At 43.7% G+C, this 15428-nt stretch carries 15 protein-coding genes; 4 read left to right on the top strand and 11 right to left on the bottom strand.

What is annotated here, in order from left to right; translation table 11 throughout:
• Positions 1 to 129 precede the first annotated feature (129 nt).
• The 7 genes from EKM67_RS09355 to EKM67_RS09325 all read right to left on the bottom strand — a co-directional run bounded on the left by EKM67_RS09355 (position 130) and on the right by EKM67_RS09325 (position 4701).
• Positions 130 to 447 (bottom strand): carboxymuconolactone decarboxylase family protein, encoded by a 318-nt coding sequence (locus EKM67_RS09355; RefSeq protein WP_125578753.1) that lies wholly within the window; start codon positions 445 to 447, stop codon positions 130 to 132.
• Position 448: 1 nt separating this feature from the next.
• Complete coding sequence (locus EKM67_RS09350) at positions 449 to 871, bottom strand: cupin domain-containing protein (RefSeq protein WP_125578752.1); 423 nt, start codon at positions 869 to 871, stop codon at positions 449 to 451.
• A complete protein-coding gene (locus EKM67_RS09345; RefSeq protein ID WP_225417360.1) occupies positions 858 to 1400 on the bottom strand; it encodes a flavodoxin in 543 nt (180 codons plus the stop codon). The genes EKM67_RS09350 and EKM67_RS09345 overlap by 14 nt, the downstream gene beginning before the upstream one ends.
• Positions 1401 to 1566: 166 nt before the next feature.
• On the bottom strand, positions 1567 to 2451 hold the full coding sequence (locus tag EKM67_RS09340; protein ID WP_125578750.1) for a LysR family transcriptional regulator: 885 nt from the start codon (positions 2449 to 2451) through the stop codon (positions 1567 to 1569).
• Positions 2452 to 2454: 3 nt separating this feature from the next.
• Entirely contained in the window at positions 2455 to 2769 is a 315-nt protein-coding gene (locus EKM67_RS09335; RefSeq protein WP_125578749.1) for a DUF960 domain-containing protein, read from the bottom strand.
• Positions 2770 to 2784: 15 nt separating this feature from the next.
• Complete coding sequence (locus EKM67_RS09330) at positions 2785 to 3264, bottom strand: aminoacyl-tRNA deacylase (protein WP_125578755.1); 480 nt, start codon at positions 3262 to 3264, stop codon at positions 2785 to 2787.
• Between the two features lie 903 nt (positions 3265 to 4167).
• Entirely contained in the window at positions 4168 to 4701 is a 534-nt protein-coding gene (locus tag EKM67_RS09325) for an AAA family ATPase (RefSeq protein ID WP_125578748.1), read from the bottom strand.
• A 143-nt stretch (positions 4702 to 4844) separates the two neighbouring features.
• Here EKM67_RS09325 and EKM67_RS09320 point away from each other — a divergent pair, with 143 nt between their 5' ends.
• On the top strand, positions 4845 to 5258 hold the full coding sequence (locus EKM67_RS09320) for a hypothetical protein (RefSeq protein WP_125578747.1): 414 nt from the start codon (positions 4845 to 4847) through the stop codon (positions 5256 to 5258).
• Positions 5259 to 5318: 60 nt separating this feature from the next.
• Here the strand turns inward: EKM67_RS09320 and EKM67_RS09315 are convergent, their stop codons facing one another.
• The 4 genes from EKM67_RS09315 to lepA form a co-directional block, all read right to left on the bottom strand.
• On the bottom strand, positions 5319 to 5849 hold the full coding sequence (locus EKM67_RS09315) for an adenine phosphoribosyltransferase (RefSeq protein WP_125578746.1): 531 nt from the start codon (positions 5847 to 5849) through the stop codon (positions 5319 to 5321).
• 8 nt (positions 5850 to 5857) lie between these two features.
• A complete protein-coding gene (gene recJ / locus EKM67_RS09310) occupies positions 5858 to 8251 on the bottom strand; it encodes a single-stranded-DNA-specific exonuclease RecJ (protein WP_125578745.1) in 2394 nt (797 codons plus the stop codon).
• A 33-nt stretch (positions 8252 to 8284) separates the two neighbouring features.
• Entirely contained in the window at positions 8285 to 8944 is a 660-nt protein-coding gene (locus EKM67_RS09305) for a class A sortase (protein ID WP_225417359.1), read from the bottom strand.
• A gap of 73 nt (positions 8945 to 9017) precedes the next feature.
• Positions 9018 to 10856 carry a translation elongation factor 4 gene (gene lepA / locus EKM67_RS09300; RefSeq protein ID WP_125578744.1) on the bottom strand — a complete coding sequence of 613 codons (1839 nt, stop codon included), beginning with the start codon at positions 10854 to 10856 and terminating at the stop codon, positions 9018 to 9020.
• 982 nt (positions 10857 to 11838) lie between these two features.
• On the opposite strand from lepA, the gene EKM67_RS09295 reads away from it, so the two are divergent.
• From EKM67_RS09295 to EKM67_RS09285, 3 genes are all read left to right on the top strand, one after another.
• Positions 11839 to 12561, top strand: coding sequence for an ABC transporter ATP-binding protein (locus EKM67_RS09295; RefSeq protein WP_125578743.1), 723 nt, complete (start codon positions 11839 to 11841; stop codon positions 12559 to 12561).
• Positions 12551 to 14188 carry a hypothetical protein gene (locus EKM67_RS09290; protein WP_125578742.1) on the top strand — a complete coding sequence of 546 codons (1638 nt, stop codon included), beginning with the start codon at positions 12551 to 12553 and terminating at the stop codon, positions 14186 to 14188. The genes EKM67_RS09295 and EKM67_RS09290 overlap by 11 nt, the downstream gene beginning before the upstream one ends.
• A 166-nt stretch (positions 14189 to 14354) precedes the next feature.
• Positions 14355 to 15305, top strand: coding sequence for a helix-turn-helix domain-containing protein (locus EKM67_RS09285; protein ID WP_164506635.1), 951 nt, complete (start codon positions 14355 to 14357; stop codon positions 15303 to 15305).
• The last annotated feature ends 123 nt before the right edge of the window (positions 15306 to 15428 follow it).

The following is a 15428-nucleotide window of genomic DNA, read 5'->3' as shown; positions in this document are numbered from 1 at the left end:
TACCGAGAACATACCTTAGCTGCGTAAAACTATTTATTTTTGTCTAACTTTTATGTTGCACTTCACAAATCGGTGCGCGCTGTATTTGTCATAAAAATATGATGGGGCTATTATTTTTCTGCCAGCGTATTAATCGGTATAAACTTCTTTAGCTAACGCAAACGCCGACCAAGCTTTAGGCCAACCCGCATAAAATGCCAAGTGAGTGATCAATTCAACCATTTCGTCTTTAGTCACACCATTTTTCTTAGCAATCTTCATGTGCGCTTCTAATTGGGGAACGCCTTGTGTGAAGAGGCTGGCAACGGTGATCATACTGCGATCGCGCGCTGACAATTTATCTTCTCGAGCCCAAACTTCGCCAAACAAAACATCATCATTGAGCTCCGCAAACTTGGGTGCAAAGTCGCCTAAATTTTGACGACCAGCGGTTTGTTTTTCTGCCATGTTATTTATCTCCTTTTTCGAGTGCGTCATATTGTTCGTCGGTCACGGGTTCTAACCATTCTGGCATGCCCGCTGTGATGGCAACATGTGCGAACCAACTATCTTTGGTGGCACCATGCCAGTGTTTAACGCCGTCGTGAGTAACCACAACATCACCAGGTAGTAAGTGCTGTGCAGGTTTGTCTTCTTCTTGATACCAACCTTCGCCACCGGTAACCAACAGAATCTGATAGCCGTTGTGGTGAATGTGCCAATTATTACGACATCCTGGTTCGAACGTGACGTTGCCAACACCCACATTGACTGCTGGATCGTTGACTAAACCTTGTAAGTAACTTTGGCCAATGAAATATTGGGCGAACACATCATTTTTGGCCCCACGTGGAAAAATGCCACCATTTTTGAGTGCTTCATTTTTTGCCATTTGAATAATCTCCTTTGGATTTCTCCATTTTTATTGAATGTAACCAATTTTTGACCGCCACATCTGCTTTATAGGCTGACGATCCCCGAACTGCTAATCCCGTCTCGATTGTTGCCTCCGGTACCAATTCATGCAACCGCGCCAATGATTGTCCGAAGCCGCTCCCCTCATGTGTACAGAAGGGATAGATTTGTTTACCAGCTAAATCGGTGATTACTAAAAAGCTGACCACTGCTTGTGGCAATGTGCTCCACCAGACGGGAAAACCAAGAAATATTTGTTGCACATCGGCGAGTTCAATTGGCAGCGTGTGGATGGCTATTTGCTGTGCCGTTGATAATTCGACTTGCGTTAATTTCAAAGTTTCTTCGTAGCTCACCGGGTAGGAAATCTGGGGCACAATGGGAACTGCTCGCGATTGTAATTGGGTCGCAATTTTTTGTGCTAACAATTCGGTGTTGCCAATATTAATATACTGCGCCTCACCATGCTGCTTATTCTGCCCAGCGCGAGAAAAATAAATCACCACTGCCAATTGACTCGCCTCCTGACTGACAAGAATAAGCATAATGCTAAAACGGTCATGCGTCTAATGCTTATTTTAAAACCATCTATGCTTTTAGAGCATAAAAATAGAACTAGCTTCAACTAGTTCTCATAGATTTATTTCGACGCCATTCAAAATCACAGACAACTTATTTTTTGGTGGCAAAGGCTTTGCGGAAATAACGAATGAACTCACGGACAACCGGTGTCATTTCGCGCTCACGCCGCCAAGCAAGAACACAATTTGTTTGCATGCTCGGCGCAAATGGCACGAACTTAATACCACTTCCATAAACCGGCGCGCCCTCAATACTAACGGCGGCAGCCACTTGGCGAGCGACTAATGGGATGATGTTAAAACTCAGGTTAAAATTACCCACCACATTTAAATCAGTCACCGCACAATTTGCCCATTGCGCAATTAACTGCTGCACATCTGGACGGCCAGAAAGCAGCAACGGTGTGCCCATTAAATCTGCAGGCTGAATCGTTTGACTTTCGGCCAGAAACGATTCAGCCGACACCAAAAGACCCCAGCGTTCGGTGCGTGGCAACACGAGTCTATGATACTTTTCCATATTGATCGGTTCTAGCAGAATGGCCAAATCGATCAACCCTTTGTCGAGCCGTTCAACAATATCATCGCTGGTTTCCGTATAAATATTGAATGTCACCTGCGGATAATCGGCAATGAATTCTTCCAAGATCAACGCCATCGTATCGGAATTATCGGCCTCAACACAACCGATTGTCAAATGGCCACTGAATAATTGCTTTTTACGGTCGAAAAATTCCTGTTGCGTATTGTCGGTCAATTCGATAATTTCTTCGGCACGACTTTTCAAAAATAATCCCGCTTCAGTCAGTCTTAAATGGTTCTTCTCACGAACAAATAGCTGCGTATCTAACTGAGTCTCCAATTCTTTCAACTGACGACTGAGCGTAGGTTGCGTGATATGCAAAACATCGGCGGCCTTGGAAACAGTGCCTTCACTAACAATGGTCACAAAATATTTTAATAAGCGAATTTCCATCCGTTAATTGGCTTCTGATGGCAATAAGATCGTCTGTGCCTGACCATCATCATAAACTAGCAAGGTATCGGGGAAAGCGGCTTGATAAACGATCTCTGTATCAAAAGCAATTGTATCGGTTGAATCGTCGCTGTGATAAACATATTGCACATGATTCTTCTGATCGTGACGCAACTCAAACGTTAAGACGTTATTATCTAACGGAAACATCCCTTGTAAATTCTGATCGATGATCGACCAAATTTGATCGATCAGCTCACCAGGTAAGATCGAAACAACGCCAAAGCTGGCAAAACGATTTGCAGGTGATTTAAACATAAACTCACTCCCTATTCAGTCTGAAACAACAAGATCAACAACAGTTGCATGGACAAGATCGATCAAATCCTGAGGTGCGATCCGCACCGAACGTCCTAATTTACCGGATGAAACTAACATCGTATCCATTTTAAGGACTGACTCATCGATAAAAATCGGAAAATGATCTTGCTCATAAATACCGATTGGCGTATTAGCACCATGCACATAGCCACTGGTCTCAGCTAATTCCTTAAGCGGAATCATCCGCACCCGTTTGTTGCCAGAAGCCTCCGCCAACTTACGTTCATCGAGGTGTTGCTCAATTGGCACCACACCCACGAGCGGCCCAGTTTTCTCTCCGTGTAAGACCAAAGTTTTAAAAACCAACTCGTGTTCAACTTCAGCCTCGCCCTGATCGTCCAAACTAAACTCAACTTGTTCATAAGAAACTTTGGCGCGATCAAGAATCTTTTCAACCAAAGTCTTTTGTAATTTCCGTTTCCGCTTCGCCAATCCAGTCCACCATCCTAAAAATAAATCATACAAATCAAAATCAAAATCAAAAACCACAAATCCAGACCTAACGCCATAACCCCAGGCTAAAGACACATCGTCCAACAAATAGAAGGGAGTCTTTTATCGCACACCACTAACTCCACCAACCAACCGAACCGCCCGTTCCACTCACGCGCCACCACGGGTCTCCCCACACGCAGCACTAACTCTACAAACAGCATGAGCCGTTGATCAGCATAATCCACCAAACTAACTACCAAGCTACAAAAAAAGACCACCCATTTTTTATATTTAGGTGGCCAATCTTCGGCTATCAGTCTCGGTCTGAATGACTAAGCAATCAGATTAGAGGCTGATGCCTTCAGACAATTATGAGTTGTACTCAAAAGACATCACCTCCCTTTCACCAAACATCATAGCAATTTTAGGCTCTGAATGCAAAGAGTTACGCCTAAACACCGACAAAAATTTCCACTATTGATCAGTCGGTTTCAAATTAACCGAGTCTGTGTAGCGGCGTAACTAATGCGGCAAAACTTAGGAAATAACGCGTTGCGTGCACCACTAAACGAAAAATAGGCCACAAAAAAAGTCCATTGACTGTTGTGCCTTTGGACTCAGTTAAATTCAACTAGATTAATATTTTGTTTGATTAATTAGAGTTGGACTTTTTTTACAGCTTCTTGAATCGTGATACCTTCAGCAGATTTCTTGGATTCTGTGTCGAGAACTGTAAAAATTTGTGTGTTCGTATTAAGTTGAATACGATATTTCATAGATAAAACCTCCGTTCTTGTTTCGTATTTCTTGAACGGTCTTGGTAGCGAATGTTGTTTACTATACGCCCTATTTATTTAATTGTCAAAGAAATTAACTTGACAGCTAAAAATAATCAAGATCTCAATCCTGTATTGTGGCCAACTTAGCTAAAAAAGCATCTTTTTCTGACTTGCCATGTAAAATGACAAGCGGTGTTTGAGGCGCATATTGCTGACGTAACCTTTCAACTAAGTGATAGTTGTGCCGCGGATAATCCCAAATAAATTTCATGAATTTCACATATTCCCAATCGAAATGTTCACTAAAGTTCGCCGCCATATCTGGCCGCTCTGTCTGGAAAAATCGGCCGCGAACCGAGCGATTAATCACCCGTTTGATTGCGATCACACGGGGCACTCGCAACCAAATGATCAAATCGGCCTGCTTCATTCGGGTCGGCATTAAGCTGCTATAATTACCATCCACAATGCAATTTTGATGGGCGCGCATAAATTCCGCTTGTAAAAAATCGAGATGCTTTTTGGCGGCCATGCTGTAATCGGTCTGATGCCAATACCGATCTAAATAAAAAATCGGATAATTAAGGCGTTGACTTATGCGCCGTGTATAAGTAGACTTCCCACTTCCAGGCGAACCAATGATCATGATACGCATAAAGCACCTCCTAATGATTTACCGCGACGAATAATTATTATAGCACTGTTTTTAAAAAGATTTCGAGAAAAATTGGTTAACCATTGAAAGCGGGACCATGATAGATTAGAATAGAGTTATTCTATGATTTGTAGGCGTTTACTTTGAAAAAATTCGTTCGTGAGCATCTTTACCTTTTATTCGTCGTTTTCGTGATTCTGACCTTGGGTGGCATCTACTTAGTCAAAACAGACGCCCCCATTATTGAAGTCGGTATCCAGCAACACCAATTCGTTCGCCATGAGAAAAATGAAAACCACCAGCTGACCAGCATTGAGAAATATTGGGAGAAACAATTAGCATCCAATTTTTCCGAAGACGAAATTCGTAGCGGCGCAATTATCGTTATTGCCGCGGCTTTTATTTTGTTGATCTGCCAACCGATCATTATCTGGCTCTTTTTTGGCAATCAAACGAAGCACCCCGCCGCCAAAGTAAAACGCAAGCCACTTCTCAATCGCCAATATGGTCCATGTCGCATCGATAAAGATCTGGATAAAAATTTCAAACCTTATTAATTGCCACCAATCAAAAAGCCCAAACGTTAAATTCGTTTGGACTTTTTGAATACTCTGATTTTAATATTTTAATAACGTGAAGAAGTCATAATCCTTAACTTTATCGCGACCGTGCAGATCTGCTAATTCGATTAGAAAAGCAGTTCCCACAACGATACCGCCTAATTGCTCGACCAAATCGATCGTCGCCGCAACCGTACCGCCTGTTGCTAACAGATCATCTACAATTAAGACGCGTTGTCCAGGTTGGACAGCATCCTTGTGCATGAATAATTCCGCTTCACCGTATTCCAATTGGAATTTAACTGAAACAGTTTCACGAGGCAACTTGCCCTTTTTCCGTGCCGGCGCGAACCCGACGCCTAATCGATCGGCCACTGGACAACCGACAATAAAACCGCGTGCCTCGGGTCCGCAAACCATTTCGACGCCGCGTTCCTTCGCAAAGGCGGTGATTTGATCTGTCGCTGCAGAATAAGCAGCGCCATTGGCCATCAAAGGTGAAATATCGCGGAAAATCACACCAGGCTCAGGAAAATCTGGTATTGAAGCCACATAATCTTTAAAATCTATATTTTTTTCTGACATCATTTACATCCTTATCTACTTTGACTTGATTTGAGGAACGTTTCGATCTGATTCAAGTCCCCCACGGCCAATTCTCGATAACTCTTCTGTAACGCTTGTTGTTTCAGAAAAGTTGCCGAGTCAGCGAGCTGCCGTTTTGGTGCTTGTGGCTGTGCCAAGATGCGTTCCTTATCCATTTTAACAAAATTTAGCTCAGAAAACACCTTAAATCCAAACCGTAATTGTTGGATCGTTAAACGGCAATGTTTCGCAAATAATGGCAGCTGTGCAACTTCGATTTCTTTTTGTTGGTAAATTTCTTTTAATAAATTTCGTAATTGCGGGATCTGCACTTGTAGTCGCTCTTTCATCGCTGGCGAGGTGTAGAACAGTAAATAAATTTTGGCTGCGTTACTACGGCTTAAATAACGTGTGAACAACTGAATATCCGTCGGGAGATCGACGAATAATAATTCCTGCTGTTCTGCCGCCAACTGTTCTAAACTCTGAATTTGCGCTGAATTGGTAAAACGTGTTTGCAACTGCGAGCCTAATTTAGGATTGAAACAAATGAAATGCCGTGGCTGCAACCAGAGCTGGGCATCAAACTTCTTTTGACGCCAGTCGATCACTTCCACATTACGTTGCGCCACGTGCCAATGAGTTCCGACACGTTCAGAAATTGGTGCGACCTTTTTCGTGGCTTCTTTTTTGACTGGTGCCGGCTTTTCTGACGATGTGGAACTTAAATCGAAATCTAGCACATTGATTTGAACCTTCGTCTGATTATTCCAAGTATTCAAACCAAGCTCACCTGCGACGGTGATCGGGTTGAGACCCGCAAGTTGTGCAGCTAGTTCCCCTTTGCGAAAGGCAATGGCCTCCACCTGATCATTCAAAACACCCTTCAAGGTTTGTTTCGTCTTACCAATAGCGGACCAACTTTGCCAAGGAAATTGCTGAAGTTCAACCACTGGATCCGCATTACCTTCACCAAAAGGACCCAGATACCGATTCAAATCCGCGATCAATTCCGGCTTAAGTTGTGCTTGCTGATCAACTGTTAGTTTTAAATCGATGTTCAAACCCGCTGTTGATTTAATTTGTTCTGGATGCGCATTTGCTTTTTCTAGCAGATGGGCACGCAAGCCATCGATTTTATCCGAGGCAACGGTTAAGCCGACCGCACCAGCGTGACCCCCAAAATTAACCATTTCATCACGAAAATCATCGAGCGCGGCAAACAAGTTAAATTCGCCAATCGAACGGCCAGAACCCTTAGCCAAACCAGTTGCGGTATCGATGCTCAGCACTAATGCCGGGCACTGATACTGATCAACTAATCGGCTGGCGACGATGCCCAAAACACCCTCGGCCCAATTTTCACCAGCGGCTACCAAAGCAGCCGGTTCCGTCGTTGTTGCTAAGGAGGTTTGAACTTGAGTGACCACGCCTTGAACTAATTGCTGCCGTTGCACGTTGGTGGCTTCGGTCGTCTGGGCAATTTCTGCAGCTTGATCGGCATCAAACGTTGTCAATAACGCCACTGCCGGACGACCACTATTTACCCGACCCAACGAATTTAATCGCGGTGCGAGAATGAAACCAACATCGTGAGCAGTTACCTGATTTAAATCAAGCTTGGCAACTTTAGCCAAGGCCGTCAAGCCCAGACGTTCACCCGTCTGCATTTGCTTCAATCCAGCCGCGACTAAGATCCGGTTATCATCCGTCAGTGGCATCACATCCGCAATTGTGCCGATCGCAACTAAGTCTAAGAGATCAACTGGCAAATCACCTAATAATCCCCAAGCCAAATAAAAAGCAACCCCGGCGCCAGCATAATAACCAAATGGACAAGTCGACTCTGGATGACGTGGGTGCACAATCGCAAAGGCATTAGGTAAATCGGCGGGCAAATCATGATGATCCGTCACGATCACATCCACACCATGTTCTTGTGCATAAGCAATCGGCTCATTACCAGAGATCCCATTATCGACGGTGATCAACAACTCGGTACCATCGGCGACGATAGCCTGATAACGGGCTAAATTAGGACCGTAGCCGTCTTTGAATCGACTGGGAATGTAATAGTTCACCTCAACGCCTAACGTCTCTAGTGCCTCGACAATGATCGACGTGCTGGTCACACCATCGGCATCATAATCACCATACACAGTAATTTTCTGGTTACTCTCAATTGCCTCTTCGATGCGTTCAACGGCTTTTTCCAAATCATGAAAATGGTCCGGCGTCGTCAAGTTTGCCAAGTCGGTATTCAAGAACTTTTGAATTTTATCCGTGGAATCATAGCCACGATTAATTAATATTTGCACAACAAAAGTAGGCAAATCCAAAGTTGCTTGAATTTGCGCTACTAATTTTGGATCCATTTCGTTTGGTTCGTGCCATTGATACTGCAATCTAAAAACTCCAATTTTGTTAAAACTCTAGGATTAGAAAACGGCTAAATTTGCCTTGGTCGCTTTTTCAACGCGTTGTAATTGACCCTGAACCGCCCAACGCTTCGTGCCGGACTGCGCACACGTAATCAGCGTGATCATCTTTTTGCCAGCTTGATCATCGATAATGCTGACATCGGTTGGCTTGATCACTTCTTTCAAGTCGATCTTATAAACATAAACGTTGGTCAAGTCAGTAATGTAGATCAACTGACCGACTTGTGCGCGTGTCACTGGCGAAAATAAAATATTGGGATTATTCATATGGTGACCCGCTAGCGCGTAATTCCCGGCACCCATCTCTTGATCCGCCTTCATGGTACCTGCACCTGTTGCTAAAGCCGTTTCACCAACACCTTTAACGATTGGTAACGTCAAGTTTACCGCTGGAATGGCAATTTTGCCAAGTGCACTCGCGTCATTCTGCGTCGCGGCCTGTACAACTTGTTGGGTGTCAACACTCTCGACTGCATCGAAATCAAAACTTGCCTTGGCTTTTTTGGATTTAGTGATTTTGGATTTCGTGACTTGTTCGATTTTATTCTGCGTGGTAAACGCCACAAGTTGATCCTTGATTTGTTGATTGAAGATTAAAATCAGTCCGACCACTAATAAGAGCACGATCAAAACGATTCTTAATTTTTTCTTCATCATCTATTCCCCACTTTGAAAAGATAAATCACTGTTAGAAACGTATTATAACACGAGTTAACTTATTTCTACTATTTTATTTACCCTTGATATCATCGTCGTTGATTTTCAAAACGGTCATGAATGCTTCTTGTGGGATTTCCACATTACCAATGGCTTTCATCCGCTTTTTACCGACTTTTTGTTTCTCCAGTAATTTACGTTTACGGGTAATGTCCCCACCATAACATTTAGCGAGGACGTTCTTACGATAGGCTTTGATTGTCGCACGCGCAATGATCTTATTGCCAATGGCCGCTTGAATCGGCACCTCGAATTGTTGCCGCGGAATCACTTCTTTCAGCTTAGAAACAATCAGGCGCCCACGTTCGGCCGCAAAGTCTTGATGGACGATGAAACTCAACGCATCCACAGCTTCACCATTCAAAAGAATATCCATCTTCACCAAATTGCTGGCGCGATAACCGCTAATATCGTAATCAAGCGACGCATAACCACGGGTACTAGATTTCAAATCATCGAAGAAATCATAAATAATTTCTGATAACGGTAATTGATAGATAACATTGACCCGATATTCGTCCAAATAATCCATTGTGACAAATTCGCCCCGTTTACGCTGAGCCAACTCCATCACCGCCCCTACATATTCGTTAGGCACCATGATTTCAGCCTTAACGAACGGTTCTTGAATTTCTTTAACGTTAGATGGATCCGGCATTTGCGCCGGATTATCAATAATTTGCTCGGTCCCATCGGATAATTCAATGTGATAATCAACGGATGGCGCCGTCATGATCAAATCGAGATCAAATTCACGTTCCAACCGTTCCTGAACAACATCCATGTGCAACAGGCCTAAGAATCCACAGCGGAAACCAAAACCAAGGGCTTGCGACGTCTCGGGTTCAAAATCCAACGAAGCATCATTCAAGCGTAATTTTTCCAGGGCTTCTCGCAAATCCACATACTTGGCATTGTCCACGGGATACATCCCTGAATAAACCATCGGCTGAATCTTCCGATAACCAGCCAGTGCCTCTGCGGTCGGATTAGCGGCGCTGGTGATCGTATCACCGACATCAGTTTCTTGAACAGATTTGATCGACGCCGTTAAATAGCCAACATCACCGGCCATCAGGATATCACGCTGAACAGCTTTAGGCGACATCACGCCAACTTCAGTCACTTCGTAAACATCGCCGTGATTCATCATTTTAATTTTATCGCCAGGTTTAACCGTGCCGTCAAAAACACGCACACTCAAAACAACGCCACGATAACTATCATAAACGGAATCAAAAATCAGTGCCTTTAATGGTGCCTGCAAATCCCCAGTTGGTGCAGGCACATCGCTGACGATCCGCTCTAATAATTCAGGAATACCGGTCCCAACTTTCGCACTCGTCAAAACCGCATCACTGGCATCAATGCCGATCATATCTTCAATTTCAGATTTAACACGATCTGGATCCGCAGATGGCAAATCAATTTTGTTAATCACCGGTAGAATTTCCAAATCATTGTCTATTGCTAAATAAACGTTGGCTAACGTCTGTGCTTCAACACCTTGCGCGGCATCAACCACCAAAACAGCACCCTCACAGGCAGCCAGTGAGCGTGACACTTCATACGTAAAATCCACGTGTCCAGGCGTATCGATCAAGTGAAAAATATAGGTCTCACCATCTTTGGCATGATAATGTAATTCCACCGCATTGAGCTTGATCGTAATTCCTCGCTCGCGCTCAAGATCCATGTTATCTAATAATTGTGCTTGCATCTCACGTTTGGCCACGGTATCGGTCATTTCCAAGATCCGATCCGCAATGGTCGACTTACCATGATCAATATGCGCGACGATCGAAAAATTTCGGATGCGCGCTTGTCTGTTTTTCATTTCTTCTAAATTCATATTTGCACCTAACCCATCAGTCTCGCTCCTAATTATAGCAAATATTAGCGGTAAGGGGAAAATTACCGATTGAAAAATGTATGCCTCTGAGAAACAGCTCTAAGATGCAGATCTACCTTCGGTCGAAAGCGCTGGGCAGGCAGGTCTGTGGCTGTGGGACCGCTCTCCACTTTTCCAAGTGCGCGAAAAGTTCCGAGCTTCGATTTGAGGATCGGAAAACCGCCGAGTCTCGAATCGATCCACCATGTAAGACGGGCAAAATCAGCCCGTCAACATGGTTGTCACTGCCACGACTGCCTGCCCCAGCACTTTCGACCTAAACTTAATTTAGTTTGGCGTAGAAAATGAATAGCTGGGTTCCTGGAAGTTGATTCTCAATGTTGTCTTTACTCTGAATAACAAAATTAAAAAAACGACAGGTTTCAAATCTGCGCAAATTAAGACACGACAAATTTTAAAATTGGTGCAAAATAGTCTTAAAAATCCGACATCATAGGGTTTCAGACAGCAGATTGCGCCTATTTTAAAATTGGTCGTGTACCTAGACTACCGATTTTCGTTTTGCGCAATAAAAATATTGTTACTCAACTTAGAAGGGCAAGTTAAATCTCCCACGTCAAACATTATCGATCTCTTCCGAATAGACGAGGCGAAATTTGTGGTGGGAACTGGGACTTGCAGTGGCAATTTTGTTAATGAGCGTTTGGCGCGAATTTACAAAATGGGAAAATGTGAGATCCTTCGGTTTTCAGGAGCTCACATTTTAGGCGGAAGAATTTCCGTACTTTGGAAATCCTGCAGCCGTCCCCACAGCAGTTCCCAGTTCCCACCACAAATTTCGCCGGAACCGCAAAAAATATGACCAATCGAAGATTGACCATTTTTAATTGAAACTATAATTCACAATGAAGTATGCAAAATCAAAAAAACAACCCCATACAGTCAAACACTTCATGATATACTATTGCCAAGGAGTGATGAAATGAAATTAGCAATCAAGGATCTTTCCAAAGCCTTCGATGATCAAGTGATCCTCAAAGACACCAGCTACACATTTGAGTCGGGCAAGATTTACGGTTTGTTGGGCAGAAACGGTGCCGGCAAAACGACGCTCTTCAACTGCATCGCCAAAGATATGAAATGGAACAGTGGTGAAATATTACTCGGCGAAGACGACCAAAGTCTGGGCGATTACGATCCGCTGAATATCGGCTACGTTTATGCCACGCCCCACCTACCGAGCTTCATGACTGGGCTTGAATTTATTACATATTTCATGGAAGTTAATCATGGTCGATTGCGCGACCCCAACATTTCCGCAACCAGTTACCTCAATCAAGTCGGACTCGATCAAGCAGCGCAAACCCGTTTACTTCGCGATTATTCGACCGGGATGAAAAATAAAGTTCAGATGTTAGTCTCGTTGATCGTGTCGCCACCGGTTTTATTACTCGACGAACCGCTAACGAGTTTCGACCCCGTCGCTGCAAAACAAATGAAAGACTTTATCATCAGCTTGAAGAAAGATACGATCATTATTTTCTCGACTCATATTCTGCAACTTGCCCAAGAAATGTGCGATGAGATCGTCTTGCTCCATCAACAACAGCTTCATCCGGTTACCGCCAGCGATATTCACACCGCCAATTTCGAAGCAGAAGTCGTTGAGATGTTGAGCTCAGGAGAAAATACCGATGAGAATTAGAGCCGTCTTCCAAGACTATTTTTTCATTCAGAAAATCGACCGCGCCAAAAAAATCAATGGACTGTATTATTCCTTACAAAAGATACCGTTACTTGGTCACAAACTGCCTAATAAATTATATAATGCGTTGGGACTTAAAGAAATTTGGAATGCCATTTTATTAGGCGTCAATATTTTGTGGAAACCGATCGGATCCGCGCTAACTTTGGCTGTCTGCTATCTCGCCGCAGCTTTGATCGGCAACGGATTGATCAATGACGTCGATAATATTTTCAAGTTTGATTCGGCAACGCTCAATTTGACGATTGCGTTTTGGATCATCTTGTCGCCAATGATCGGCCATGGTTTTACGAGTTTAATTCGCTCGCTCGATGAAACCAGCCTGGCCACCATGATTTCCTTTCAGCTCGATCGTTTAAATTTTGTTTGCAGCCAACTTTACGTGGATGTTATCAAAACTTTGCTCGCCTATCTGCCGGCATTCATTCTGCTGAACCTTTTGACGCATGTTTCCCCATTATTGTTGTGGAACGGTTACGTTAGTTTGATTGCACTCAGCCTCCTTGGTGAAAGTATTCAACGTTGGGAATACCAACGCCATCCTGAAAAAGACGGTCGAATTCGCGATGTCCTGTTATTTATCGCCTTAGTTATGGCACTGATTGCACTGGCGATTTTTCAATTTAGTCAACAGCAATCCTCAATTTTTGCCACCCCATTTTACAGTGTGTTCTTGATGTTGAGTGGTTTATTTTTCATCTCGACCCTTCGACGAACTTCAACGTCCAACTATATTTATCGTTTGGTTGAAACAGGGTTGGCCGACAAAAATAGTCAATCGGAAATCACCAGCAATCAATATGTCAGCCAAGGATTAGCATTACAAAAGAAATTGACCTTAGACGATAAAACTGTCTTAGAACCGCTTAAAAGCAAACAAGCGGTCAACGAATTACTCTTCCGACGCTATCGCCCCGTTTTGCGCAAAGGCTTTTTATTCCGTCTGGGTGCGATTGCCCTCATTGGCATCGCTGGAATCGTTGTTGAGTTGCTAGGTTTATTCGCATTTACCGATCAAACGTTCATTAGCGTTGTGCCGTTTTTATTTTTCGGGATGTATGTGACTTCTTACGGCAAAAATATTGTGCAAATGTGTTTCGTGAATTGCGACATTGCCATGCTTTACTACCCGTTTTATCGCGAGGGGCGCGTGATCCTCGCCGGATTATTCTACCGTTTCAAACAAACTTTGATCTATAACGGCACGATTGCAGGATTAACTTTCATTCTGCTCGCGTTGATCATGTGGGCGTCGACGGCCGCATTCTCGTGGTCGATTTTGTTACTACTTGCCATTGTCCTCTTGAGTTTGACCCTACTCTTTTCATTCCACGAATTATTTATTTACTACTTGCTCCAACCGTTTACCAGCGAAATGCAAGTCGTTAATCCCGCTTATAAAATCGTCTCGGGGATTTTATATTGGATCGCCTACATGAATTGGCAAATCGCCACCGGCACATTATTGTACGCAATTATTCTCGCGGCCGTCTCGTTAGTATACGTCGGCGTCGGTGCAGTCATCATTTATCGGCAAGCGCCAAAAACGTTCCGCATTAAAAATTGAGTCGCAAAACCCCGGTAATTCAGCAACTCAACCAGCACTTGAGTTGCTTATTTTGAAATAATTTACGACTCAAGCAGAACTTGATAGACTTTTTTTCGACCTGGGCTTAAGCTGATATTGTTTTCAAGTCATGACGAGAACGACAACAATTCTGGAGGTTACACTTATGGTCATTTTTAATTCAAATCGAATCAGTAAAAAAATCGCGGATGCACGCAAAGCAAAAAATATGACGCAAATGGAGCTAGCGGATCGTTTAGGCGTCAGTTATCAAGCAGTCAGCAATTGGGAACGTAGTCAATCCATGCCCGACATCGATAAATATGCGTCGCTGGCAGAAGTGCTGGATATTTCCATCAATGATCTTTTGGGCTCCGATGAGGGCGAGGAAACGATCAAGCAAATTCAAGATCCCGACGAACCGGTCAATATTGAAACGGTGATCGACGCCGCACCGGTGATGAAGCCACAACAAGTCGAGGATAAAGTTGAACATAAACAGATTTCTCTTTCACAGTTGCGCGAAATCGCGCCCTATGTTTCTGACGATACGTTGTCTGAAATGATGCACACGTTACAAGATAGTCCGGATTTCTTGCAAGAGTTACCCAAGTTGGCACCGTTTTTAGACGAAGATGATCTCGAAGAATTTGTGGAGCATAAAGTCTTGCCACTGATGCCAGATGCGCTACCGACGTTGATCAAGCTGGCACCGTTCCGCGACGAGGATGCCAATGGCGAGACCTTATCACAGCTTTGGGGTGACACACGGGTTTCTCAGCGTGACTTGAAAGAGTTACTCCCCTTCATCGATTCCGACGCCCTATACGACGCGTTGATGAGCAATCGCATCACGGATTTCGATAGCCTCGTCGAACTTGCGCCATTTTTGGACGATGATCAAGTTAATGACCTGTTTGAAAAAGTGGCACGCAAATATCCAGAGCAGCGTAAAATTCTGCGCAGTTTAGCCCCATTTACCGAGTCAGACACGATTGCCGAATATTTAAAAAGCGCCTTACCAAAAATCACCGACGAAAAAGAACGAGCGAGTGAATTTCACGCGTTCCTACCCTTTCTAGAAGATGATGACTTGCTGAGTATCTTCGATCGTTAATGTCACACTGTTCCAAAAAAGCAGAACCGCCTACCTAGGCGATTCTGCTTTTTTCAGGTCTACACTTTCTGGTGTTGGTGAAAACTAATACCAGTTTTTATTTGCCAAAATAAATAGGACATC

Source organism: Lapidilactobacillus mulanensis (assembly GCF_003946215.1).
Classification (GTDB): Bacteria; Bacillota; Bacilli; order Lactobacillales; family Lactobacillaceae; genus Lapidilactobacillus; species Lapidilactobacillus mulanensis.
The sequence above is the reverse complement of the archived record's forward strand: the minus strand, read 5'-3'. Positions and strand labels throughout refer to the sequence as shown.